The sequence below is a fragment of the Lentzea sokolovensis genome, assembly GCF_033949975.1.
GTDB lineage: Bacteria > Actinomycetota > Actinomycetes > Mycobacteriales > Pseudonocardiaceae > Lentzea > Lentzea sokolovensis.
Genome location: NZ_JAXAVU010000017.1, coordinates 235,128 through 259,550 on the forward strand (window position 1 = coordinate 235,128; position 24,423 = coordinate 259,550).

The following is a 24,423-nucleotide window of genomic DNA, read 5'->3' on the forward strand; positions in this document are numbered from 1 at the left end:
GCCAGAACTCTGGGTCTGTGGTTGCTGGTCGCCATGGGCGGCGGCACGTCGGCCCATCAAGCGCCTGATCACCTCCGTGCCATCCCGGTCACTCGCCCTTTCGGCTTAATCGGGCAACGAGCGTGCACGCTATCAAGACGCACCGCACACTTGTCACCCAGTCGGGTTATTTGGCGTCATCCGATCGAGACCCACACGGCGCGTGCTCGTCCGCACACTCCGTCAGGGCCGATGATCGCGGACGCGGAGTAGGCCTTGCGTCCGTCCCGGCCAAGTTCCCACGCCAGGAGCACGTGGTCCACGCCCAGTTTCACCGGCTGCTCGGTGCGGGCCACGAAGGTGCCGAGCACGAACGCCGGTCCCCCGTCCGGTGCGACGGGCTGCGCGGACGGACAGTCGAGCGCGGCCCAGACGATCTCCGGCAGCACGCTGACCCCGTCGTTCGGCAGCACGTCACTCGGCGTCCAGACCCCGGCCCACTCCACGCGGCCGTCCAGCGGGCCGAGCAGCGCGGCGATGCCGTCCTCCCTGCCGGGACCGCATCCGAAGCACGTCGGGAACGGGTGCCTGTCGCGCCACGGGACCTTCGCGGAGGCCTTCAGCGCCTCGTCCAGCGTCGGCGCGGTGGGAACCTCCAGGTCGAGCGTGGCGGGCTCGGCCGACGCGATCACCGTCTCACCGTCGAACAACTGCCCGTTGCGGACCTCCATCTCGCGGTCCAGCGGCACCGGCTTGCGCAGCCGGACGCTCACCGTCTCCGCGTCGACGTGCGCGGCGAGCAGACCGGCCGAGTACCCGCCGTTGCCCATGCCGGGAGGCCCGTTGAACCTGCTCGCGACCGTCACCGTGCTCATTCCAGGCCCTCCGCGTACACCCACTGGCCGTTCTCCCTGATGAACTTGCTCCGCTCGTGCACCACGCCCCCGACGTAGTGCGCACGGAACTCCACCACACCCTCGCTCTGCAGCAGACCACCGTTCTCGGTCGCCAGAATTTCGAGCTTGAGCCAGCGGTCGGTGGAGTCGATTCCGGCACTCTTGGGCCGGTTGCGCGCAGCCCAGGTGCGCAGCAGGTAGTCCTCATCGGACACCGCGAAAGCGCTGTAACGCGAACGCATCAGCTGCTCGGCCGTGGCCGCTTTGCGGGCTCCGGAGTGCAGCGCACCGCAACAGTCCACATAGGACTGACCGGTACCACAGGGGCACAGTTTGTTGTTCACGCCGACATTGTGCCTGGTAAACCCATTAGAACCGATGCCGCACCCCGTACGTACCCCTTGTCAAGACTGACTTCGCGGGAGGCAGAGGAGACGGCAGTGAGTGTCGACAGCAGGACTGAGCTCGTACCGCTGCGAACGTGGTTCGGGCTCCGATGGCGCGGCTACGACCGCGACGAGGTGGACGACTACGTCGCCGAGCTGGAAGCCGAGCTTCGCCTGGTCACAGCCGACCGCGACGCCTCGGAGGCCCGCGCGGAGGCCCTGGCGAGCAGACTGGTCTCGGTCCAGGAGGAGAACGCCGCCCTGCAGGACGGCCTGCACCGCATCTGCCTGACCCCGATCGACCCGAAGGGCCTGCCGGAACGGCTCGCCCGCATGGTCGCCCTGGCCGAGGAAGAACGCCGTGACGTCGTCAGGGACGCGCAGCTCAAGGCGTTGATGATCGTGGGCGAGGCCGAGCAACGAGCCCGCCGCCTGGACGAGGAGGCCGCGGCAAAGCGCGACGGGATCCGCGAGGACTTCCGGCTCGCGATGTCGGCGCGGCGCGCCGAGGCGATGCGCGCCCTGGCCGAACTGCGCAACGTGGCCCGTGACGAGGCCGAGCGGATCGTCGCGGAGGCGAAGGTGCAGAACCTGCACATCACGTAGGTCGCGAGATCTCGCGCAAGGCCCGGCCTGGGACACCCCGAGACTCCCAGGCCGGGCCTTCCCCCGTCGGAGAGCTTGCGCCGGCCGATCCGGGACTGTCCCAGGACACCACCCGCACCGGGAGAATCAGGCAAGAAGACGAGAGCTTCGGTCTCCTGCTCACCCCGTCTTCGCTGGTCTTATTGGTTCATCAGAAACCAAGCAGACCAGAACAGGCGGTAGGAACATGTCAGTCGCAATCGTCACCGGTGGCAGCTCGGGCATCGGCTGGAGCACGGCCGTCGAACTGGCTCGGCGGGGCGCCTCCGTGATCCTCACCTACGGCTCCAACGAGACCGGCGCCAAGCAGGCCGTCTCCGCCATCGAGCAGAACGGCGGCAACGCCGTCGCCCTCCCGCTGGACCTGGGCCGCAGCGACACCTTCCCGGCGTTCCGCGACCAGGTCGCGCAGGTGCTCGGCGGCTGGGGCCGCGACACGTTCGACGTCCTCGTCAACAACGCCGGCTTCGCCCAGACCGCCCTGTTCCCGGACACGACCGAGGAACTGTTCGACAAGTTCTACCGCGTCCTGCTCAAGGGCCCGTTCTTCCTCACCCAGACCCTGCTCCCGCTCCTCGCGGACGGCGGCGCGGTGGTCAACACGACGAGCAGTTCCACTGAACAGGCCGAGCCCGGCTACTCCGGCTACGCGACCATGAAGGGCGCCCTGGTCGTGCTGACGCGCTACCTGGCCAAGGAACTCAGCCCGCGCCGCATCCGCGTCAACTCCGTCTCCCCCGGCGCCACCCGGACCAGGCTGGGCGACGACGCCTTCGAGAAGTTCCCGGAGTTCATCCCGGCCATGGCGGCGAAGACCGCGCTGGGCCGCGTCGGCGAGCCCGACGACGTGGCGGTGGCGATCGCGGCGCTCGCCGGAGAGGACGGCCGCTGGATCACCGCGCAGAACATCGAGGTGTCCGGCGGTTTCGGGCTCTGACCGGTGCGCTACTGCATGTTCGTCACGTGTCCGTGCTCGGGGAACGCGACGCACGTGTAGAGCTGCAAGTGGTAGCCGCGGCCGATCATCAGCATCGTCGGCTCGTGCGGAGCCGGGAACGGCGGGTGCTCCGCCCCGGCGTCCTCGACCGGTTGCCAGCTCGTGTTGCCGTCCCACTCCGAGCTGGCGATGGTGAGCAGCGGTTCGACGTCCGCGCCGCAGTCCGGGCACGACATCGGGTACGGGTCGGAGAAGCTCCACGGCGCGTGCCCGCCGACCTTGCAGCCGGAGGCGACGGACAGCTCGTACTGGTACTTCTGCTCCTCCCGGTCCTCCCACTCCCGCACCTGACCGGCCAGTTCCTCGGACAGGCAGTGCGGAGCCGGGTACTCCACGACCGTCTCCGGGTGCAGCACGCACGGCTGCGGCAGGTAGTTGTCGTCGACCGCGGCCGGCAGTGGCGGGTCTGCCAGCGGTTCCGTCACCTCGGCGGCGACCCGCCACCGCAGCACGGTGCTCGGCACGTAGCCGTCGTCCTCGTGGTCGAACGGGCACCACAGCACCTGCAGCAGGTCGGCACCGTCCGGACGGGGAAGGCCGGGGACGTCGCGCGCGTACAACTGGGCCACCGGCACCATCGGCGCCGGCCCGTCCTGTGCGATCTCAGCGCCATCGTCCACGCGGTCGACGACGGCCTTCTCGTCCTCGGTCAGCAGGTTCGTGCCGCGCTCCCGCGGCCTGGCCCACGCCTGCGTCAGGATCCGCCGCCGCGCCGTCACGTCGGGCACGCTCGCGCCTTCGAGAAACGGGCCGGCGTGCTCGGCGCACGCCGGCCACGGTTCCCGTGCCGGCCACAGCAACGGGCCGCCGATCGAGCTGTCCGCCGCCGTCGGCTCGCCGGGCCGGGGGTGCAGCCGCACCGCGGTGCGGGCCAGCGAGGCGAGGGCGGGCAGGTGCGCCGTCAGGTCGACCGGGCGTGGTGGAGTGGTGCGAACCATGGCGGGATCGTATTGGCAGCGTCGCTCAGAGGTAGATCGCCAGCGCGACGGTCACCACCCAGGCGAGTCCCAGCGACTGCAGGACCCGGTCGGAGCGGGCCAGGTCGTCCGGCGCGCCCGCCTTGCCGCTGTCCACGTCGACGGCGTAGCGGAGAACGGCGATGACGAACGGGACCATGGACAGCGCGGCCCACGGGCTGCCCGTGCGCTGACCGAGCTCGAACGCCCACAGGCCGTAGGTCATGTTCATGACCGCGGCCGACGTGGCCCAGACGAACCGGAGATAGGTCTCCGAGTACCTGGTCAGCGAGTGGCGGATCGCGGCGCCGGTCTCGTGGAAGAGCTTGATCTCGGCGTACCGCTTGCCCGCCACGATGAACAGCGACCCGAACGCCGTGACGAGCAGGAACCACTGGCTGGGCTCGATGTTCGCGCCCATGCCGCCCGCGATGGCGCGCAGCAGGAACCCGGAGGCGACCACGCACAGTTCGAGGACGGGCTGGTGCTTCAGACCGAAGCAGTACCCGAGCTGGACCGCCAGGTAGACGGCCATGAGCACGAGCAGCTTCCAGCCCGCGACCGCGCCGATCGACAGCGACGCGGCCATCAGCACGCCGGCGGTGCCGAACGCGAGAGGCACCGGGACGATGCCCGCCGCGATCGGGCGGAGGCGCTTCTTCGGGTGTGCTCGGTCGGCTTCCGCGTCCTTCGCGTCGTTGACCAGGTACACCGCCGAGGCCGCGCAGCAGAACGCCGCGAACGCCAGCGCCGCCGACCGCAGCACGACGGGTTCGGTGATCCTGCTCGACGCGAAGGGCGCGGCCAGCACCAGGACGTTCTTCACCCACTGGTGCGGCCGGGCGGTCTTGATCAGCCCACGAACGATCGACGGACGTGTCTCGGTCGCCACGGTCATCGACGACCCCACACCACGCGCCGCACGCCGCGTGCCACCATGGCACCCAGCACGGCGCCGGCCAGCACGTCGGTCGGGTAGTGCACGCCCAGCACCAGCCTGCTGACCATCATCGGTGGCACCAGAAGCGGCACCAGTGGCTGGTTCGTCAGCGCGCCGTAGGCGACCGCGGCGGCCGTGGTGGAGGACGCGTGCGACGACGGGAAACTCAGCTTGCTCGGGGTTCCCGCCAGCACCTGCACCTCCGCGTGGTGCGGACGCCGCCGCCGCACCACGCGTTTCACCACGATCGACACGGCGTGCGCGGCGACGACCGAGCCGGTCGCGACCGTCCACTCAGGACGGCGCCGGCGGTCCACCGCGGCGCCGGCGACGCCCAGCAACAGCCATCCCGCACTGTGTTCGCCGAACCACGACAGCAGCCTGGCCACGTGCACCACGGGTGGTCTCGCCAGCGCCGTCTGCACGGCTACCAGCGCCTCCGCTTCACGATCGCTCATCGAACGCCTTCCCAACCCATGCGGGTCTGGGTGTCGCGGGTGGTGGTGTACCGACCGGCCTCGTAGAGCGGGGTGGCCTGGTAGACCTGGATCGGGTACGGGCGGGAGGAGTCCCGCAGCCGTGCCGGCAACGCGGTGACCTCGTGCGTGGTGAGGACGTCCCCGAACAGCGCGCCACGCACGGGTTGCCAGGTCGCGTCGGACAGGCCGAGCGCCTGCGTGTCGCCCCACTGCACGGCGTAGGAGACCGGTTCGATCACGCCGTCCTGGACGCGCGGCTGACGCTGGCAGGGGAACAGGAACGCGATCTGCCACGCCACCGCGACCGCCGGTTCGCGGGGCAGGAACTCCCGCAGCCGCACGTACTTCTGCGCGGCCGGCTGGGTGAACTCGCCCTCGCCGGAGAGCCGCACCTGCGTCGCGCCGGCCGGTGCCGGTGGCAGCAGGAGGGTGCGCCGCCACGTGCTGTCCACGTTGTCGGTGATCTTGCCGGTGGCGAGCACCTTCGCGTCCGAGGTCGCGTACTCGTAGGTGACGGGTACCGGTCTGCCGGTGACGACGGTCGCGATCGGGTCGGTCTGGATCGCGAACCACCTGTCCGGCAACGAGACCAGCGGCTGTGGTGCCGCGACCTCGACCGCGTCCGCCGCGACGCACCGTTCGGCGAGCGGATCCTGGACGTTCGCCGCCCACGGCGACCACGTGCCCAGCGTGTTCACGGTCGCGACGGTGAAACCGCCCACCAGATAAGCGATGTTGGCGACGAAGAACATCACGATCACGACCGGTATCGCGATGACCGGCGCGAGAGAACCCTTGCCCCGCCGGTACAACACGATCGCCACGATCACGATCAGGACGAGCCACCAGTACGGCTTGTCGAACTTGAGAACCGACACGTGCGGCGGAACTCCCGTGGACGGCAGCCCGAGGTGCCACGAGTACGGCCACAGGTTGGCGCCGTGCCCCGCCAGACCCAGCATCGCCACGACGCTGACGATGCCGCCCAGCAGCACCGGAACCGGCATGCGGCGGTCGCTGGTCAGCTCACGCACCAGCGGCACGGAGCACAGCAGCATCAACGCGATGAACACCGAGCCGATCCCCGCGAGGCTGCCGAAGTGGTGCGTCCACTTGCTGGGTGTCAGCCACAGCAGGAAGAACGCGAACAACGTCGACCAGCCCGCCAGCGCGAGCCTTGGTGGCACGTCGATCCGGCGGGCCCGTGCGGCCGTGACGAGCACGACGAACCAGACCAGCGCGACGACGCACACCAGCACCGGCGCGCGTTTGGCGTAGTTCGCCATGGCGTCGCCCTGGTTCAGCAGGAACATCCACCGCGCGAACTCCGTGTACCAGGACTCCGAACCGGCCATCTTCTTGAAGATCTCCTGTGCGTACAGGAAATCGCGCAGGGTTCCGTCGCTGAACGCCATGATCATCGCGATCGCGCCGGGAGAGAGCACGGCGAGCGTCCTCGCCACGATCGTGCGCCAGCCCGCGTCCTTCGTGAGCAGCTTCCACGCGAACGGCAGGCCCGCCAGCAACGGCGCGAGAGTCGTGAAACCCGTGGGGTGCGCGAAGAAACCGATGCCCGCGACGCCCACGGCCACGCCGAGCAACGCCAGACGCCCGCGTTCGACCGCGGCCGTCACCGCCAGCAGCGTGAGCATGCCGCACATGGTCACGACACCCTCCGGCCGCACCCCCATGTCGAGCGGCAGCCACCACGCCAGGAACGCCGCGCCGAGCACGATCCCGCTGAACTTTCCCGACACATAACGACGTGCGGCGAACCACGTCACCAGACCGAACAACAGCGCGGGGATGCGCAGAACCACTGGCGCGAAGCCGAAAACCTGCCACTTGGCCAGGAAGTAGTAGAACCAGGAGAACGGCGTGAAGCCCTGGTTGAGGATCTGGTAGTAGTTCCCGACATAACCCTCGAACGGCACGTTCTTGGCCATCGCGCTGTAGTAGCCGTCGTCGTCGGACATCGGTGCCAGGAACAACCAGAGGATCATGATCGCGGGAACGACCAGGTCGACGAGGCTCAACCGCCACCGGAACCGGGCCGGCTCACGGGACACGCGCCGATCCAGCAGCACGAGACAGGCGAACGCGGTCGCCGCGCACAGCGCGAGAAGCACCATCAGCACGATCTTGAACGGCGACGGGCTGGTGCTGAACTGGTCGTCCACCCTGATCCGCACGGACAGGTCGGCGGTCGTGGTGATCGAGGTCGCCAGCACGTGCACGTCCGGCATGGTCGCGGACCGGCCGATCTCCCTGCCGTCACGCGAGATGCTCAGCCCGTCCCGGTCGCCGCGGATCTCGTACGAGCAGTCACCCGCGGGCACCGCCTCGTCCAGCGTGGCGACACCGCTCACCAGCAGACGATCGTTCTCCGCCTTCACGACGAGACCGCGCGCCGGGGCCGACGGCGTGACGGTCGAGAACACCACGCCCCCACCGGCCTGCGCGGCACGTGCGGTCGCGCAACCGAAACGCGCGTCCATCTCAAATGGACGGTAGGCGCTCAGCGCGAGCATCGTGGACCGCGGCGCCGACGCGTTCTCCGGCCAGCTCACGGTGGGATCGTTGATCGTCACGGGCGCGAGCGGCATCAGCGCCGACAGCAGCACCGTGAGCGCACCGGACACGACGGCGACGGCCAGCAGCCGTCGTCTCCTCCCTGGCCCGGGCCGAGTGGTGATGGCAGGCGTTTCAGGAGCGAGCGAAATCGTTTCTGTCGTCACGCGCCGATGTCCTAAGGGGGTTTCGGATGGGGCGAGGCGTCAGAAGCTAGCGACCGCCCGTTACGCGAAGAGCCCGGCCGGCCCGCGCATTGCTACGTCTGCGTTGCCATACCCCGGAATCGTGTTACGGAGGCGAAAATCGGCACACCGCGGCCGATATGGTCCCGCCCATGGTCCGTGCGCTCGGTTTCGTCGGGGTGTGCATCGTCCTGTCCGGACTGCTGGTCAACGCCTACCTCGCGATCGTCGCGCGCAACGTCTCGCCCGCCGAGTACAGCGACTTCGGCGCGTTCTGGTCGATCGCACTGCTGGTCGGGTTCGGTGCTTTCCTTCCAGTGGAACAGGAACTGGCCCGCCTCGGCCCTCGCGCTCTGCGTTCGGCCGCGGTGGTCGCTGCCTGCATGGCGGTCGTCGAGTGCGCGCTGGCCGTGTTCGTCTCCCCCGCCGTCGTGGTGCTGTGCTTCCTGTCCGCGGCGCAGTTCCTGGTGCGCGGCGCGTTGATCGGCAGCGGGAAGCTGGCGTGGCACGGCGGCCTGCTGGTCGCCGACACCACCCTGCGCGTGGTGTTCGCGCTGCTCGCCGGGTGGCTCGGAGCCACCACGAGCGCACAGTTCGAATGGACGCTCGTGGCGGCGGTCGCGGTGGCGCACCTGCCCGTGCTGGCCGCCATCTGGTGGCAGGGAGAGGGCGAGGTGCCCGTGCGCGAGTTCGCCCGCGCGATCTCCCCGTTGCTCGTCGGCTCCCTGTGCGCGCAACTGCTGCTCAACGGCATCCCCGTGCTGGTGACCGCGATCGCGACGCCGGGCGAACGAGCTCAGGCCGGGGTGTTCCTCGCGGCCTTCCTGCTCGCCAGGGTCCCGCTCTTCGTCGCGGTTCCGTTGCAGACAGCGCTGTTGCCCGTGCTCGCGGGCAAGCGGAAGCGCACCGTCGTGACCCGCCTCGCGGCCGTCCTCGCGGCGGCGGCGATCGCCGGCGTCGCCGTGGCGGTCACGATCGGACCATGGCTGGTGCGGCTGGTGTTCGGTCCTCTCTACGTCGTGTCCGCCACGGACCTGACGCTCATCGCGCTCGGCGTCGTCGCCCACCTCGGGTTGATCGTCACCACCCAGGCCCTGGTCGCGGACGCCCTGCACAGCCGCGTCGCGTGGACCTGGGTCGCGGGCGTCCTGACCGCGGCCGTGACGTTCGCGCTCATCCCCGACCTGTTGCTGCGCGCCGAGATCGCGTTCCTCACCGGATCACTCGCCGGACTGCTCGTCGGGCTCCGGCTGCTCACTTCCCCACGACAGGAGAGCGAACTGTGCTCGACGACCTCGTCATCGCCCTGACCTACTACTCGCCTTACGTGTCAGGGCTGACCAACTTCGCGCGGGACGTCGCGGAGGGGCTCGCCGAGCGCGGCAAACGCGTCCGCGTGGTCACCACCCGCCACGACCCCTCGCTACCGCACGAGGAGACGATCAACGGCGTGCGCGTGAGCCGCGCACCCGTGCTCGCCCGATTCGGCAAGGGAGTGATCAGCCCGGCGTTCGCCACCATGGTGCGCGAGGCGTCGGCGAACGCCCGAGTGCTCAACCTCCACCTGCCCATGCTCGAAGCCGGCCCGGTGGCCGCGCTGGCGAAGTGCCCCGTCGTCGTGACCTACCACTGCGACGTCAGCCTGCCACCCGGCCTGGTGAACACGGTGCAGGGCAAGGTGATCGACGCGTCCAGCCGCCTCGCGATGCGCCGCGCGGCCGCCGTCGCGGTGACGAGCGAGGACTACGCACGGGAAAGCAGGCTGTGGCCGTCCATCCGGCCGCACATGGCCGCCGTACCCCCACCCTGCCGCCCGGTTCCCCCTGGCACACCGCGGTTCCGCGACGGCGACGGCCCGCACGTCGGGTTCCTCGGCCGCATCGTCGAGGAGAAGGGCGTCGAGCACCTGGTCGACGGATTCCGCGCACTGGAAGACCCGACGGCAAGGCTGCTGATCGGCGGCGACTTCGGCAACGTCGCCGGCGGCAGCGTCATCTCCCGAGTCCGCGAGCGCATCGCGGACGACCCGCGGATCAAGCTGCTCGGCTTCGTGCCCGACGAGGACCTCGGCGACTTCTACGCGTCCCTGGACGTGTTCGCCCTGCCGTCGGTGAACGCATTCGAGGCCTTCGGCATCGTGCAGGTCGTCGCGATGCTCGCGGGCGTACCGGTGCTGGCGAGCGACCTTCCCGGCGTGCGCATCCCGGTGCGGGAGACGGGTTTCGGCATCATCGTGCCGCCCGGCGACGCGGCGGCCATCACCGCGGGACTGCGGTCCCTGCGCGACGAACCACCGGTCCCGGACGGAACGGCCGCGGCGAAGTTCAGCGTCCCTGCCGTGCTCGACGCCTTCGAAGCGCTCTTCGAGAAGCACGCCCGATAGCGGGGACCGGTACCGGACGGTTCTGCCAGGCTCAGCGGATGAGTCGACGGAACTTCCAGCGAGGAGACGTCGGTAGCGCTCCCGTGGACCAGGACCTTCGAGTTCCCGGCGGAGAGCGGCAACCATGAGTGGAAGCTCGTCCTGCGGCACGGCGGCGGGACCGTGCTGGCGACCTGCACGGCGAACGGAGAGTTGTTGGCTCAGACCGCCGGCAGCAGTTCGCCTAGCAGCAACAGCTCCGCCCAGCTGTCCGGCAGCATCTCCAAAAGACCCTGGTGAGGACGCGGCTCCTGCCCCCGTCCTCACCAGCTCGGAACTAGTCCCGTTCGATCAGGTGCCCGATGACGTCCGGACCGGGGTGCGCGTGACCGGAGCCGTCCCGGCGCGGGTCCACCTCCGGCAGCTCCACCGGGGTGCCCTTGTCGTCCGCACCCGCCGGCCTGCTGCCGATCCACGCGAGCACCAGGTGGTCCTCGCCCTTGAGGAAGCGCTGCGACCGCACACCGCCCGTCGCACGACCCTTGGCCGGATACTCGCTGAACGGCGTGACCTTGACGCTCTGCCCGGACGACGTGACGACCATCGGTTCGCCGTGCTCGTCGTCGTCCGTGCGAATCGCACCGAAGAACACCACGTACGCGTCGCCACTCAGGTTGATGCCCGCCATGCCGCCGCCCTTGAGACCCTGCGGCCGCACCAGCTTCGCGTCATAGCGCAGCAGTGACGAGTCGGAACTGACGAACGCGATCGTCTCGCTGCCATCCGTGAGCCACGTGCAGCCGACGATCTCGTCGCCGTCCTTGAGCGAGATGACCTCGAACTCGTCCGAACGGACCGGCCACTCCGGCACGCACACCTTCACCGTGCCGAGCTTCGTGCCCAGCGCCATACCGGGTGAGTCCTTCGGGTCGAGCGGCGCGATGCCGACGACCTTCTCGCCCTTCTCCAGCGGCACCAGCTCACTCGCCGCCATGCCGCCCCTGAGACTGACCGTGCCGCTCTGTTCCGGCAGCACGGGTAGCGGGAGCACGTCCGTCTTGAACGCGCGGCCCAGGTTCGTGATCAGGATGACCTGGCCTCGCGCCGTGGAGTGCGCCACGGCCAGCACGGCGTCGTGTTTTACCCGCCCGGCCCGGCGCTTGCCCTCGGACGCCTCCTCCGACTCCGCCGCGGTGCGCGCGACGAGACCAGCGGCACTCAGGATGACCTGGCACGGGTCGTCGGCCACCTCCAGCGGCCCGGCGGGCTTGGACGCCGCCAGCACCTCCTTGAGATCGCCGTCGATGAGACTCGTCCGGCGCTCGCCGCCCAGTTCCTTCGCCACAGCCGCGAGCTCGGTCGACACGAGCTTCTTGAGCACGCCCTCGTCGTCCAGGATCGCTGACAGCTCGGCGATCTCCTGACGGAGCTTGTCCTGCTCGTTCTCGAGCTCGAGCTTGTCGTACCGGGTCAGGCGGCGCAGCGGCGTGTCGAGGATGTAGGTGGCCTGGATCTCCGACAGCTTGAACTGCCTCATCAGGCCGTCCTTGGCGGCAGCCGCGTTCTCACTGCCCCGGATCAGCTTGATGACCTTGTCGATGTCCAGCAGGGCGAGGAGAAGCCCCTCGACCAGGTGCAGCCGTTCCTCACGCTTACGACGACGGAACTTCGTACGCCGCGTGACGACCTCGTAGCGGTGCTTGAGGAAGACCTCCAGCAACTGCTTGAGCCCCAGCGTCTGCGGCTGGCCGTCGACCAGCACCAGGTTGTTGATGCCGAACGACTGCTCCATCGGCGTCAGCCGGTACAGGTCCGCGAGCAGCGCCTGCGGGTTCACGCCGACCTTGCACTCGATGACGAGCCGGATGCCGTTCTCACGGTCCGTGAGGTCCTTGACGTCCGCGATGCCCGTGAGCCGCTTCGACTTGTTGACCTCGTCGGTGATCTTCTCGACGATCCGCTCGGAACCGACGCCGTACGGCAACTCGGTGACCGTGATGGCCTGCCGGCCCCTGGAACCCTCCAGCGGCCCGATCTCGACCTTGGCGCGCATCCTGACCACGCCGCGCCCGGTCTCGTAGGCCTTCCGGACCTCGTCGAGCCCGAGCAGGATGCCGCCGGTCGGCAGGTCAGGGCCGGGAATGAACTCCATGAGCTTGTCGAGACTCGCGTCCGGGTGCGTGATCAGCCACCGCGCCGCACCCACGACCTCGCGCAGGTTGTGCGGAATCATGTTCGTGGCCATGCCGACCGCGATGCCGGACGTGCCGTTGACCAGCAGGTTCGGGAACGCCGCCGGCAGCACGACCGGCTCCTGCAGCGAGCCGTCGTAGTTGGGGCGGAAGTCGACCGTGTCCTCGTTCAGCTCGCCGACGAGCTGCATGGCTACCGGGGACATGCGGCACTCGGTGTATCGGCTCGCGGCCGGGCCATCGTCTGGGGAACCGAAGTTGCCGTGGCCGTCGATGAGCGGCTCGTTGAGGCTGAAGTCCTGAGCGAGGCGGACCAACGCGTCGTAGATCGCCGTGTCGCCGTGAGGATGGTATTTACCCATGCAGTTGTGCACGACCTGGCCGTCAACGACGAACGCGTGCTCTTCCGTCGCGACCTGGATGTCGTACGTCGTGTCCGAAGCAACCGGCTCGACCGACGTCACCTCGAGGAAGCTGAAGCCCGACAACGCTTCCAGACGCGCGGCGAGCGGCGATCCGATTCGGCGCAGCTTCTCGGCCCAGCCGTTCTCGTGGGCTCGCCAGAGCGGGAAGGAACGCTCCGCGAGCGCCTTACCGTGGCGATCCTTGCCATACCGGACGTGCTCGCCCAACGACGCCCGAAACGCCACGCCGTCGGTGTCGCGGAACCAGCCGCCACCCTGGTGAGCGGCGGAGAACTCCGCCATCACCGGTGCGCACGGCAGCCTGTCGTTGCCCTGCTTGCCGCCGTAGCGGTAGCCGATGGACAGCACCTGTCGCAGGCCGTCCTGCTTGTAACCGATCTTCGTCCACGGCAGCAGCGCCAGCGCGAGCGCGGCGGCGTCACGACCCGAGATCGACAACCCCAGCAACGTCTTGTTCCCGGCCGTGCTGACGCGCGACCAGTGGTGGCCGTGGATGCCGGCGTCCGCGAGCATGCCGTGCAATTGGCCGATGAGCCGCCGACTGGTGCTGACCAGCACGATCTCGCGGTTCTGCTTGCGCACGTAGCCATCGCCGTCGAAGAAGCCGGCGATGAACGGCGCCCACGCGGACCGGTCTGCCAGCACGCCCGGCGGCACGGCCTTCTGGTCACTGCGAGGAGTCGCGGCCTCCAGCAACGCCTCGTGGCGCGCGAACGTGAGGATGTGCTGGTCCTTGTGCTTCGGCTTCTTCGCCACGCGCTTGCCGCGCGAGACGTTGACCCCGTTGAGGATCGCCCAGCCGTGTGCGACGTCGAGAGGCTCGGAGTCGACCATGTGGATGCGCACCCGGCCATCGGCGGCACGCTTGCGGTCGACGGCGAACCCTTCGGCGACGATGAGGCCCTGCACGTAGGCGGCGACGTCACCGCCGTCCGACGCGAGGCCAGCCTGCCGATCCGTGCCGTACGCGATCGTCTGCCGCCCGGCCAGGTCCGTCGCCGCGGTCCAGCCGATCGACAGGTCGGACTCGACGGTCCGGAACCGCTGCCCCGGCGTGACCAGCATCGTGCGACCGTTCGACCAGGTGATCCGCACGAGGTCGGAGACCGGGTTCTCGTACACCTCGCTCACCCGCACCGGAATGCCGTGGCCGTCGAGCACGAGATCACCGATCTCGATGTCCTCGATCGGCCGCAGCCCGCCCGGCGTCGACACGAGCGCACCGCGAACGAAGCAGTCGCCTACGACGCGCGACGACTTCACGTACGCGTGGTTCGGCCGGTACCCCTGCTCGTGCATCGAGTAGAGGATGCGGCGGTGCACCGGCTTGAGGCCGTCCCGCGCGTCCGGCAGTGCCCGCGAGTGGATGACCGAGTACGCGTACTCCAGGTACGAGTCCTCGATCTCCGTCTTCAGCGAGTTGTCGAGCACCTTGGCGCCGGCCCGGTCGAACGCGGCTGGGTCGACCTTGGTCGTGGGTCCCTTGCGGCGTGCCATGACTTCGTGACTCCGTCTGTCCGTTGAGGCTTAGAGATCGATGGCCGACTGGTCGACCCGTGCGGCGGACTCGACGAGCCAGTTGCGGCGCGGCTCGACCTTCTCGCCCATCAGGAGTTCGAGGGCTTCCTCGGCGGCTTCGACGTCGTCCATCGTGATGCGCCGGACGGAGCGGGTGGACGGGTTCATCGTGGTCTCCCACAACTCGTCCGCGTCCATCTCGCCCAGGCCCTTGAACCGCGGCACCGGTGTGACCACCTGCTTGCCGGCCTTCTCCAGCCGCGCGACGGTCTGCTCCATCTGGCGCTGGGTGAAGGTGAAGTGCGTTTCGGCGTTGCGGCCGCGCGTCATGACCTTGTGCAACGGGGGCATGGCCGCGTAGAGGCGGCCGTCCTCGATCACCGGGCGCATGTACTTGGCGAACAACGTGATCAGCAACGTCCGGATGTGGCTTCCGTCGACGTCCGCGTCGGCCATCAGGATCACGCGGCCGTACCGCATCTGCGGGAGGTCGAACGTGCGGCCGGTGCCGGCGCCCAGGACCTGGACGATGGAGGCGATCTCGGCGTTGCGCAGCGTGTCGGCGAGCGAGGCCTTCTGGACGTTGAGGATCTTGCCGCGCAAGGGAAGCAGCGCCTGGTACTCGGAGACGCGCGCCATGCGAGCCGAGCCGAGGGCGGAGTCGCCTTCCACGAGAAACAGCTCAGAACGAGCCACCCCGGTGGTGCGGCAGTCGACGAGCTTCGCGGGCATCGCCGCGCCCTCGAGCGCCGTCTTGCGGCGCGCCGCGTCCTTCTGCTGCTTCTGCGTGAGCCGGACGCGGGAGGCGTCGACGACCTTCTGCAGGACGGTCTTGGCTTCCATCTTGGTCTTGCGGTCTTCTGTCCACGCGCGGATCTGCTGGTCGACGATGCCCTGCAGGACCTTGGTGATGCCGGCGGTGGAGAGTTCGTCCTTGGTCTGCGAGGTGAACTGCGGTTCGGGGATGCGGACGTGGATGACGGCCGTCATGCCTTCGAGCACGTCGTCGAGGGTCGGCATCTCCTCCTTGGGCTTCAGGAGCCCTCGGGTCTTGGAGATGGCGTCCTGGATCGACTTCACGACCGCGCGGTCGAAGCCGCGGCGGTGGGTGCCGCCGTGCACGTTGCGGATGGTGTTGGTGAAGCATTCGACGGTGCGTTCGTAGCCGGTGCCCCAGCGGAGGGCGACCTCGATCTCGGCCTGACGCTCCACTTTGGACCGCATCACGCCGTTCTCGTCGGCGGCGTTCTCGAAGTAGGTGCCGGAGCCGGTGATCACCAGCGTGCCGGAGACGGCGCGGTCGCCTGAGGGGGCCAGGAAGTCGACCATGTCCGTCAGGCCGTGAGGGTAGTGGAAGACCTCTTCGGAGATCGTTTCCTCTAGTGCCGACCTCAGCACGTAGGTCACGCCGGGGACGAGGAACGCGGTGTTGCGCAGCTTCGTGCGGACGGTGTCGACGTCCAGCGTGGCGCCGTTCTCGAAGTAACGAGCGTCGTACCAGTAACGGGTCGAGGTGCCGGTCGACTCGTTGCGCTTCATCTTGCCGACGATGCTCAACCCGTTCTGGCGGGTGAACTTGGCCTTGGGGCCGGGGCCGTCGAAGACGCCGGGAACGCCGTGGGCGAACGACATCTCGTGGACCTTGCCGCCGCGCCGCACGGTGACGTCGTAGCGGTGGGAGAGGGCGTTGACGGCGGAGGCGCCGACGCCGTGCAGGCCGCCGGAGGTCTTGTAGCCGGAGCCGCCGAACTTGCCGCCGGCGTGCAGCTTCGTGAGCACCAGTTCCACACCGGACAGACCGGACTTGGCGTGCACGTCGGTGGGGATGCCGCGGCCGTCGTCGTCGACCTGGACGCTGCCGTCCGCGTGCAGGGTGACCACGATCTTCGTCGCGTGCCCCGCGACGCCTTCGTCGGTCGAGTTGTCGACGATCTCGCTGAAGAGGTGGTTGATGCCCCGGCTGTCGGTCGACCCGATGTACATGCCTGGCCGTTTGCGTACGGCCTCCAGACCTTCCAGATGGGTGAGGTCGTCGGCCCCGTACAGGGTCTCTGCGGTCACGGGTACTGCTCCCTGATTGTGTGCGGACTGCCAGCAGGGTATCCGTCCCGACCGACAATTTTTCGCAGGACGCCCGTCACGGAAGTGGAAACCGCCCTGAATGGTGCGTCACACCTGCGCGTCAGGCACCCGCACAGCCCTGCTGACCTGCGGAAGCGTCCGCAACTGTCCCAAACGAGATCGGTCGCGCGAGCGGTTGGCCTACATCACGCGCGCGAGCGGGACTCGAGGCCGGGTACCCGGGCACGTGCGCGGCCAATCCCAGACGCCCGATCAGGTCAGTTCTTCTGTCCTAAGTGGACGCGAGGCCACCGGAGAGGCAGGTCGGCGACGGCACGGACCGAGGTTGCGCGCGAGACCGTTCCGAGACCTTCCCGGAACCGACCCGTGAACCGGGATGAACATCGGCACGTATGCCCCGGTGTCGGAACCGGATCGAAGGACGGAGTGGTCGCGTGCGGCATGGTGTGGACTCGGGTCTCTTCCAGCAGACCGCGCACAGCCCGTCCTATTTCGAGCTGTCGCGGACCGGTGCGGGTGAGCTCGTCGACTTCTGCATCCCGTGCAATCCGTACTTCCCGACGCCGGAGATGTTCGAGGAGCTGTCGAAGAACCTCGAGTCGATCCTCAAGTTCTACCCGAGCGACTCCAGCAAGATCGCGGACCAGCTCTCCAAGGTGCTGGGCCTGAATCCGGCGACGCTCGCGATGTCGAACGGCTCGACCGAGCTCATCACGTGGATGGACCACCTGTGGATCCACGAGAGCGTCGCCATCCCGATCCCCACCTTCGGCCGCTGGACCGACCAGCCGATGGAGAGCAACAAGCGCGTCGACATGTTCCTGCTCCAGGAGAGCAACAACTTCGAGCTCGACATCGACGAGTACATCAAGTTCATCCGCACGCGGGGCAGCAGGGTCGCGGTCATCTGCAACCCGAACAATCCGGACGGCGGCTACCTGCCGCGCCGGGAGATCATCCGGTTCATGGACGAGCTGTCCGACCTCGATCTGATCGTGATCGACGAGTCGTTCATCGACTTCGTCGAGGTCGAGCGCAATCCGTCGGTCGCCGCCGAGGCGTCCATCCGGCCCAACGTGGTCGTGCTGAAGAGCCTCGGCAAGAACTTCGGCCTGCACGGCATCCGGTTCGGCTATCTGGTCGCGAACCCGGGACTGGCCGGGAAGATGCGCAAGGCGCTGCCGAAGTGGAACCTCAATTCTCTCGCGGAAACCGTCGTGTTCATGCTGGCCGAGCACGAGGCGGAGTACGCCGAGAGCCTGCGGCTGCTGAGCCGCGACCGGTACCGCATGGGCATGGAGCTCTCGCGCATCCCGGACCTGACGGTCTACTCGTCGCAGGCGAACTTCCTGTTCGTGAAGCTCGGCGGAGGCATGGACGGCCGCGAACTGCGCGACCACCTGCTGGCCAAGCACCAGGTCTTCATCCGCGAATGCGGCAACAAGCTCGGCATGACCAGCAAGTTCGCCCGTCTGGTCGTCCGACCCGAACAGGACGTGGAACGGCTCGTCGAGGGCATCCGCGACTTCACCCAGGCGAGGTGGACAAGCCACGCCGTTCATTCCAGCCATTCCAGCGAACCGTCGCTGCTCATGCACAGCGCCTGAAAGCAACAGCACACCCTGCTCTCCATCTCCGAAAGGTTGCCCACAAATGTCATCACCGCACGCCCTCAGCGGTCGGCGCGGCCAGGTGGCTGCGGCCGCGCTGGTGGCCGCCACACTGCTGAACGCGGCCATGTTCGGCGGTACGAACGCCACGGCGTCGTCTCACCGCGAGGCTCCGCTCATCGCGGGCGACCCGGCAGTGGACAACACCGACCTGTACGCGTTCGTGAGTCCGGACCACAAGGACACCGTGACGCTGGTCGGCAACTGGTCCGGGTTCCAGGAACCCAACGGTGGCCCCAACTTCTTCCCGTGGGCCGAGGACGCGCAGTACGACTTCAACGTCGACAGCGACGGTGACGCCAAGCCTGACGTCACCCTGCGGTTCACCTTCGAGAACGACGACCGGCGCAAGAACAACACGTTCCTGTACTCCAACGGTGTCGTGGACTCGCTCGACGACGAGAACCTGCTGTTCCGGCAGCGCTACAACCTCGAGGCGATCTACCAGAACGGCCAGAAGGTCAAGCTGGTCAACAACGCCCCGGTGGCGCCGTCCCCGAACGGCCCGGCGTCGATGCCGGACTTCAAGAAGCTGCGCGACCAGGCGATCACCCAGATCGCCGGTGGCGGCAAGGTGTACGTGGGCCCGTCGGAGGACGCGTTCTTCGCCGACCTGCGGGTGTTCGACCTGCTCTACGGCGGCAACCTGAGCGAGGTCGGCCAGGACACGCTGCGCGGCTACAACGTCAACACCATCGCGATCCAGCTGCCCAAGCAGGCGCTGGCGCTCCGCAACGACGCCCATCGCAACCCGAACATCGGCATCTGGAGCACCACGCAGAAGCGGAGCCTGAAGCTCTCGCCGGGCAAGGCGGAGCCGCAGGGCGACTTCGTGCAGGTCTCTCGTCTGGGCAACCCGCTGGTCAACGAGGTCGTGGCCCCCGCGGGCCTCAAGGACGCGTTCAACGGCCTGCGCCCCGACCAGGACGCCGGCGTGAAGGAGCTCGTCGACCGGGTGGTGAACCCGGAGCTGCCGAAGCTCATCGAGGCGATCTACAAGATCCCGGCACCGCAGGGTCAGCGCGACGACCTGGCCGAGATCTTCCTGACCGGCATCACGAAGAAGCTCGGCGCGCAGATCAACGCCGACCTGAACTCGCAGGTCAACAACCAGGACGTGGACGCGCGGAAGTTCCGCCCGTCCGAGATGCTGCGGCTGAACATGATGATCGACCCGAACGCCAACCCGAACCGCCTGGGCCTGCTCGCGGGTGACACGCAGGGCTTCCCGAACGGCCGACGGCTGACCGACGACGTGGTGGACATCGCTGTTCAGGCGATGGAAGGTGCGGCGGCGTCCGGCAAGCTCGTCGACGCGCTCGCCACGGGTGACAAGGTCGACGCGAACGACCAGCCGTTCGAGGCGAACTTCCCGTACGTCGGCCTGCCCCGCAACGGCACCGCCGTCAACGCCTCGGGCACCACGGCCGAGGTCGCGGTCAACCCGGTCGGCAAGATCGGCAACATCGACCCGATGGCCATGACCACCGCGGTGGGCTCGGCGTTCGTGTTCGGCGCCGGTTTCTTCCTGTGGCGCAAGCGCCAGGCATCGATCCGCAAGTACGGGTCGCACTCGAAGTGAAGTACCAGCAACGGCAGGCCGTCGCGGTGGTTCTCCTGGTCACCGCGGCGCTTGCCTACCTCGCCGCCTCCGGTCCTGCCGACAGCAGGGCCGGGGGCGCGCCCCCCGTTCCCCCGGTTCCGGCGGTGGCGCAGCAGAACCAGATGCACCGCGTGGTGCACCAGCTGCAGCAGCGGCTGCACGAGCTTCCGCAGGACAAGGACTCCTGGGCCAAGCTCGGTTCGTCCTATGTGGAACTTGCCCGGGTCACGGCCGATCCGGCGTACTACGCGAAGGCCGAAGGCGCTTTGAAGAACGCGGGTGACACGGGCCTGGCCGCGATCGGCATGGGCACGCTGGCCAACTCCCGCCACGACTTCCACACAGCCCGCGACTGGGCTCAGAAAGCCATCACCGCACTGCCGTCCTCCTCGGAGGCGTACGGCGTGCTGGCGGACGCGTTGACGCAACTGGGCGACGACGCGGGCGCGCAGGACGCGGTGCAGAAGATGCTGGATCTCAAGCCCAACACGGCGTCGTTCGCCCGCGCTTCCTTCCACTTCGAACTCCACGGTGACGTCGACGGCGCCCGCGACGCGATGCAACGCGCGCTGAAGGCCGCCACGACGCCCGAGGAGATCGCGTTCTGCCGTTACCGGCTGGGCGAACTCGCGTTCGACCACAACCGGCTCGACGAAGCCGCTCAGCACTACGCGCAGGGACTGGCGGCGAGAGGAGACGACATGACTCTCACTCAAGGCATGGCCAAGGTCACGGCGGCACGGGGCGAGGTCCCGGTGGCGATCGAGAGCTACCGCAGGCTGGTGGCCCGCGCTCCCCTGCCCCAGTACCTGCAGGAGTACGCGGAACTGCTGGAGGCCAACGGTCGCGGTGACGAGGCCGCGCGGCAGTACGACGTCCTTTCCGAGCAGCAACGGCTGATGGAGTCCCAGGGTGCTTCCGACGATCTGGCCGCGGCCCTCGTCGCCGCTGACCGCGGTGATGGCATGCAGGCGCTGCGCCGTGCGGAAGCCGAGTGGAGCCGCCGGCAGAGCGTTTTCGTGGCCGACGCGATGGCCTGGGCGTTGCACGTGAACGGCAGGGACGCCGAGGCGTTGGGCTACTCCGACCGCGCGGTGGCGCTGGGCTGGCAGAACGCCACGTTCTCCTACCACCGCGGCATGATCCTGGCCGCGCTCGGCCGTGTCGCCGAGGCCCAGGAGGCACTGGTGCAGGCGCTGCGGCTGAACGCGAACTTCTCCCCGTTGCAGGCGCTCAAGGCCGGCCGCAAGCTCGCGGAGCTTCGAGGCGGCCGGTGAGTCTGTCCAACTGGGTGGTGCGGCCCGTCCTGGTGGCGGCGCTGCTGCTCGCCGGCATCTTCTTCATCAACGGCGAGGCGTCCGCCCACCCGTTGGGCAACTTCAGCGTCAACCACTACCACGGGCTGCACCTGCACCCGGACCGGATCGATCTCAGATCCGTGGTCGACGTGGCGGAGATCCCGACGCTGCAGGAGAACCTGAAGACCCGCGACGCGAAGCAGTGGTGCGACGAGGTGTCCCGCACCGATCGCTCCACTGTGGACGGGCGGCAGATCTCCTGGACGCTGGCGAGTTCCACCAAGGAGCACCCGGTCGGCCAGGCCGATCTCAGCACGACCCGGCTGGTCTGCGAGTTCACCGCCAGGGTGGATCTGGACCGGCCGGCCAGGCTCGAGTTCCACGACGAGTCGAACGCCGACCGGGTCGGCTGGCGTGAGATCACCGCCGCCGGCACCGGCATCAGGATCGCGGACTCGCCGGTGCCGACCGAGAGCATCAGCGACGAACTGCGGACGTACCCGGAGGACCTGCTCAGCAGTCCGATGGACGTCCGCTCCGTCGCGTTCAGCGCCGAACCGGGCACCGGGTCCGAGCCGAAGAAGGCCACCGGCTCCCCCGTCCAGTCCTTCAGCGTCACAGCGGCCAAGCTCAACGACATCCTGGGCAGCGACGACCTCACGCCGTGGCTCGGGTTTTTGGCGTTGTTGCTGTCGTTGGTGCTCGGCGCGTCGCACGCGGCGTTGCCCGGTCACGGCAAGACGCTCATCGCGGCCTATCTGGCCGGTCGTCAGGGCACGCCGAAGGACGCGTTCATCGTCGGTGCGTCGGTCACGGCCACGCACACCGGCGGCGTGCTGATCCTCGGCTTGATCATCAGTGCCTCCAGCGCGTTCGCCGGTGAACAGGTGCTGCGCTGGCTCGGGCTGGTCAGCGGCCTGCTGATCGCCGCGATCGGCGTGATGCTGCTGCGTTCGGCCCTGTCGACGACCCGCGAACCCGCGCTCGCCGGAGCCCTGACCGGACACGGGCACGGCCACGGACATGGGCACGGCCACGGACATGGGCACGGTCATGGCCACGGACACGGTCATGGGCACGGCCACGGGTACAGCCGCGCGAGCCTCATCGGCATGGGCGCGGCCAACGGCCTGGTCCCCTCGCCGTCCGCACTGGTGGTCCTCCTGGGCGCGATGGCCCTGGGCCGCACGTGGTTCGGCGTCCTGCTGGTCGTCGGCTACGGAATCGGCATGGCCGGCACGCTCACCGCGGTCGGCCTGCTGCTCGTGAAGGCGCGGGAACGCGTCGAGAGAATCCTGGACGGCCGTGCCACCCGCATGCTGTCCCATTACGCACCTGTCGGCACAGCCGCGATGGTCATCGTCGTCGGCGCCTGGCTGACATTGCAGGCGGTCTAATTACACCAATGCAAGTCGAAGGCCCCGGATTCGTGAAGAATCCGGGGCCTTCGTCCGTTTCCGTCCTTACAGGTTCGCCACCACGAACTGCTTGCCCTCGGTGTTCTCGACCGCGATCGACTGCACCTGGTCCGGCGGGACGCTCACCACGCCTCGCACGGTGGCACCCTCGGCCTTCGCCTTCTCGGACGAGGTCCAGGCGAACGCCTCCGTCTTGGTGCCGTCCTTGCCGATCACGACCAGCTTGCACTTCTGCAAGGCAGGCAGGCCGTTGATCTCGGCCGTGACCATGTACCGGTCCTGAGACGAAGGCGCGATGTTCGCCTTCAGCTCGATGCCGCCGTTCGCCTTGCCCTCGCCCGTGCGAGGTCCGGCGATCGTCGACTGCGGTGCCTGGTTCTGCATGAACACCGCCGCACCCCCGAACGCGACCACCGCGGCGACAGCCGCGGCGACGAGATAGCCCGGCCAGCGCCGTGCCCTGGCGTGCTGCGGTTCGGGGAGGTCCTCCACTGGCAGTGGAGGACTCGCTCTCGGGCGTGGGGCGGACTCCCGCTGCTGCGGAATGACCGACTCCTGCCTGATCTGCCGCAGCGTGCGCTGCAGCAGCAGGTCCGACGGCATGGGCAGGTCGTCCTCGAGCTCGTGCAGAAATGCCTCACGTGGCACGTCGTCAAGTGCTGTGCGGATCCGATGGAAGTCGGCGACCTGCGCACGGCAGGACGGACAGCCCCGAAGGTGCTGCTCCACGCCAAGACTCTCGTGCGCGTCCAGAACGCCGAGCGCGTAGCAGCCAAGGGTGACCGCGTCGTGCGCGCCAGCTGTCATACGACCTCCTCGTCGTCCCGATTTGCCCCCGCGGCGAAACGGTGTCACGAAGGAAAACGGGCAGATAGGAGTGGTCGGTTCAGCTTGCGAACGAGTTCATTCTGATTGCGCATAACAATGGCATTACGTAACCGGCCAACTACGGTTCCGGCCCCGCCTGAGCTGCGCTTTTCACTCGATCGGACGACTCAAGGTGTCTCGAATGCTACAGGCACGTCTGTGGACGAACCAGCGGCCGGTCCTCCGTCTCAATGAACACCGCGAGGCCGTCCAGGACCCTGGCGAGACCGAACTCGAAGTCGTCGAGCATCCGCTCGAAGCCGCCCGAGTTCCAGATGTGCGTCATCATCGGCAGCCGGTCCGGCGTGAAGTGCTCCCAGAGCGCCTCCCTGCCGTTCCACCAGTCCTCCTCGGACACGCCGGTCTCCCGTTCGGCCTGGACGCGGTCCGCCATCGTCCGGCCGACGCCGACGACGAAGTGGGACACCGCCGTCGCCACCGCCACGATCTCCTCGGTCGCCAGCCCCAGCTCGGACACCACGGCGTAGGCGGCGTCCTGGCGCGTCATGGCCTGCGGGCCGGGCATCCGCCGCGACGCCGTCAACTGGAGCATCCACGGGTGCGCGCGGTACATCGCCCACATCTGCCGTGCGAAGAACTCCAGCCCGGCCCGCCACGGGCCCCGCGGCGTGTGCTCGGTCTCGCCCCACACCGCGTCGACCATCAGGTCCAGCAGCTCGGACTTGCCCGGTACGTGCCGGTAGAGCGACATGGTGGTGAAGCCCAGCGTCTCGGCGACCCGGCGCATGGTCAGCGCCTCGACCCCCTCGGCGTCGGCCACCTCGATGGCCGCCTCGACCACCCGCGACTGACTCAGCGCGGCCTTCGGTCCCCTGGTCGGCTCGACCGGCGCCTCCCACAGCAGCCGCACGCTCCGGTCCCGATCGCTCTTCACCCAGCCCCCTTCACAACCTGCTTGCTGTGAATCCTAGAACCGTGTACAACGTACACCCG

Annotated in this window: 18 protein-coding genes; 8 read left to right on the forward strand and 10 right to left on the reverse strand. The window is 68.5% G+C overall.

What is annotated here, in order from left to right; translation table 11 throughout:
- Positions 1–176: 176 nt before the first annotated feature.
- Positions 177–854 carry a hypothetical protein gene (locus SK854_RS44075; RefSeq protein WP_319981149.1) on the reverse strand — a complete coding sequence of 226 codons (678 nt, stop codon included), beginning with the start codon at positions 852–854 and terminating at the stop codon, positions 177–179.
- Complete coding sequence (locus tag SK854_RS44080; RefSeq protein WP_319981150.1) at positions 851–1,219, reverse strand: YchJ family protein; 369 nt, start codon at positions 1,217–1,219, stop codon at positions 851–853. The genes SK854_RS44075 and SK854_RS44080 overlap by 4 nt, the downstream gene beginning before the upstream one ends.
- Before the next feature lie 96 nt (positions 1,220–1,315).
- On the opposite strand from SK854_RS44080, the gene SK854_RS44085 reads away from it, so the two are divergent.
- A complete protein-coding gene (locus SK854_RS44085) occupies positions 1,316–1,867 on the forward strand; it encodes a DivIVA domain-containing protein (RefSeq protein WP_319981151.1) in 552 nt (183 codons plus the stop codon).
- 226 nt (positions 1,868–2,093) lie between these two features.
- Positions 2,094–2,843: an SDR family NAD(P)-dependent oxidoreductase gene (locus SK854_RS44090; protein ID WP_319981152.1), complete on the forward strand. Its 750-nt coding sequence runs from the start codon at positions 2,094–2,096 to the stop codon at positions 2,841–2,843.
- A gap of 8 nt (positions 2,844–2,851) precedes the next feature.
- On the opposite strand, the gene SK854_RS44095 is transcribed toward SK854_RS44090, so the two are convergent.
- From SK854_RS44095 to SK854_RS44110, 4 genes are read right to left on the reverse strand one after another with little or no spacing between them, the layout of a single operon-like run.
- Positions 2,852–3,841, reverse strand: coding sequence for a hypothetical protein (locus SK854_RS44095; protein WP_319981153.1), 990 nt, complete (start codon positions 3,839–3,841; stop codon positions 2,852–2,854).
- A gap of 25 nt (positions 3,842–3,866) precedes the next feature.
- Positions 3,867–4,757 carry a decaprenyl-phosphate phosphoribosyltransferase gene (locus SK854_RS44100; RefSeq protein WP_319981154.1) on the reverse strand — a complete coding sequence of 297 codons (891 nt, stop codon included), beginning with the start codon at positions 4,755–4,757 and terminating at the stop codon, positions 3,867–3,869.
- On the reverse strand, positions 4,754–5,257 hold the full coding sequence (locus SK854_RS44105; protein ID WP_319981155.1) for a phosphatase PAP2 family protein: 504 nt from the start codon (positions 5,255–5,257) through the stop codon (positions 4,754–4,756). The genes SK854_RS44100 and SK854_RS44105 overlap by 4 nt, the downstream gene beginning before the upstream one ends.
- Positions 5,254–8,016 (reverse strand): arabinosyltransferase domain-containing protein, encoded by a 2,763-nt coding sequence (locus SK854_RS44110; protein WP_319981156.1) that lies wholly within the window; start codon positions 8,014–8,016, stop codon positions 5,254–5,256. Before SK854_RS44110 ends, SK854_RS44105 begins: the two co-directional genes overlap by 4 nt.
- 170 nt (positions 8,017–8,186) lie before the next feature.
- Here SK854_RS44110 and SK854_RS44115 point away from each other — a divergent pair, with 170 nt between their 5' ends.
- Both SK854_RS44115 and SK854_RS44120 read left to right on the forward strand, forming a co-directional pair.
- Positions 8,187–9,344 carry a lipopolysaccharide biosynthesis protein gene (locus SK854_RS44115; RefSeq protein ID WP_319981157.1) on the forward strand — a complete coding sequence of 386 codons (1,158 nt, stop codon included), beginning with the start codon at positions 8,187–8,189 and terminating at the stop codon, positions 9,342–9,344.
- A complete protein-coding gene (locus SK854_RS44120; protein WP_319981158.1) occupies positions 9,317–10,417 on the forward strand; it encodes a glycosyltransferase family 4 protein in 1,101 nt (366 codons plus the stop codon). Before SK854_RS44115 ends, SK854_RS44120 begins: the two co-directional genes overlap by 28 nt.
- Before the next feature lie 316 nt (positions 10,418–10,733).
- Here the strand turns inward: SK854_RS44120 and SK854_RS44125 are convergent, their stop codons facing one another.
- Positions 10,734–14,510, reverse strand: a complete 3,777-nt coding sequence (locus tag SK854_RS44125; RefSeq protein WP_319981159.1) for a DNA topoisomerase (ATP-hydrolyzing) — start codon at positions 14,508–14,510, stop codon at positions 10,734–10,736.
- Between the two features lie 30 nt (positions 14,511–14,540).
- Positions 14,541–16,592, reverse strand: a complete 2,052-nt coding sequence (locus SK854_RS44130; RefSeq protein ID WP_319981160.1) for a DNA gyrase/topoisomerase IV subunit B — start codon at positions 16,590–16,592, stop codon at positions 14,541–14,543.
- Between the two features lie 455 nt (positions 16,593–17,047).
- On the opposite strand from SK854_RS44130, the gene SK854_RS44135 reads away from it, so the two are divergent.
- The 4 genes from SK854_RS44135 to SK854_RS44150 are packed head-to-tail and all read left to right on the forward strand — an operon-like array spanning position 17,048 to position 22,581.
- Positions 17,048–18,220: a pyridoxal phosphate-dependent aminotransferase gene (locus SK854_RS44135; protein WP_319981161.1), complete on the forward strand. Its 1,173-nt coding sequence runs from the start codon at positions 17,048–17,050 to the stop codon at positions 18,218–18,220.
- A 46-nt stretch (positions 18,221–18,266) separates the two neighbouring features.
- Complete coding sequence (locus SK854_RS44140) at positions 18,267–19,865, forward strand: DUF4331 domain-containing protein (protein WP_319981162.1); 1,599 nt, start codon at positions 18,267–18,269, stop codon at positions 19,863–19,865.
- Positions 19,862–21,163, forward strand: coding sequence for a tetratricopeptide repeat protein (locus SK854_RS44145; protein ID WP_319981163.1), 1,302 nt, complete (start codon positions 19,862–19,864; stop codon positions 21,161–21,163). The genes SK854_RS44140 and SK854_RS44145 overlap by 4 nt, the downstream gene beginning before the upstream one ends.
- Entirely contained in the window at positions 21,160–22,581 is a 1,422-nt protein-coding gene (locus SK854_RS44150) for a nickel/cobalt transporter (protein ID WP_319981164.1), read from the forward strand. The genes SK854_RS44145 and SK854_RS44150 overlap by 4 nt, the downstream gene beginning before the upstream one ends.
- 66 nt (positions 22,582–22,647) lie before the next feature.
- Here the strand turns inward: SK854_RS44150 and SK854_RS44155 are convergent, their stop codons facing one another.
- Positions 22,648–23,409 (reverse strand): anti-sigma factor family protein, encoded by a 762-nt coding sequence (locus tag SK854_RS44155; RefSeq protein ID WP_319981165.1) that lies wholly within the window; start codon positions 23,407–23,409, stop codon positions 22,648–22,650.
- Between the two features lie 205 nt (positions 23,410–23,614).
- Positions 23,615–24,364 (reverse strand): TetR/AcrR family transcriptional regulator, encoded by a 750-nt coding sequence (locus SK854_RS44160; protein ID WP_319981166.1) that lies wholly within the window; start codon positions 24,362–24,364, stop codon positions 23,615–23,617.
- Positions 24,365–24,423: the final 59 nt, after the last annotated feature.

Coding starts and splice junctions, on each gene's coding strand:
- SK854_RS44075 (WP_319981149.1), bottom strand. CDS start 854: ATGAGCACGGTGACGGTCGCGAGCAGGTTCAACGGGCCTCCCGGCATG.
- SK854_RS44090 (WP_319981152.1), top strand. CDS start 2,094: ATGTCAGTCGCAATCGTCACCGGTGGCAGCTCGGGCATCGGCTGGAGC.
- SK854_RS44095 (WP_319981153.1), bottom strand. CDS start 3,841: ATGGTTCGCACCACTCCACCACGCCCGGTCGACCTGACGGCGCACCTG.
- SK854_RS44100 (WP_319981154.1), bottom strand. CDS start 4,757: ATGACCGTGGCGACCGAGACACGTCCGTCGATCGTTCGTGGGCTGATC.
- SK854_RS44105 (WP_319981155.1), bottom strand. CDS start 5,257: ATGAGCGATCGTGAAGCGGAGGCGCTGGTAGCCGTGCAGACGGCGCTG.
- SK854_RS44115 (WP_319981157.1), top strand. CDS start 8,187: ATGGTCCGTGCGCTCGGTTTCGTCGGGGTGTGCATCGTCCTGTCCGGA.
- SK854_RS44125 (WP_319981159.1), bottom strand. CDS start 14,510: ATGGCACGCCGCAAGGGACCCACGACCAAGGTCGACCCAGCCGCGTTC.
- SK854_RS44140 (WP_319981162.1), top strand. CDS start 18,267: ATGTCATCACCGCACGCCCTCAGCGGTCGGCGCGGCCAGGTGGCTGCG.
- SK854_RS44155 (WP_319981165.1), bottom strand. CDS start 23,409: ATGACAGCTGGCGCGCACGACGCGGTCACCCTTGGCTGCTACGCGCTC.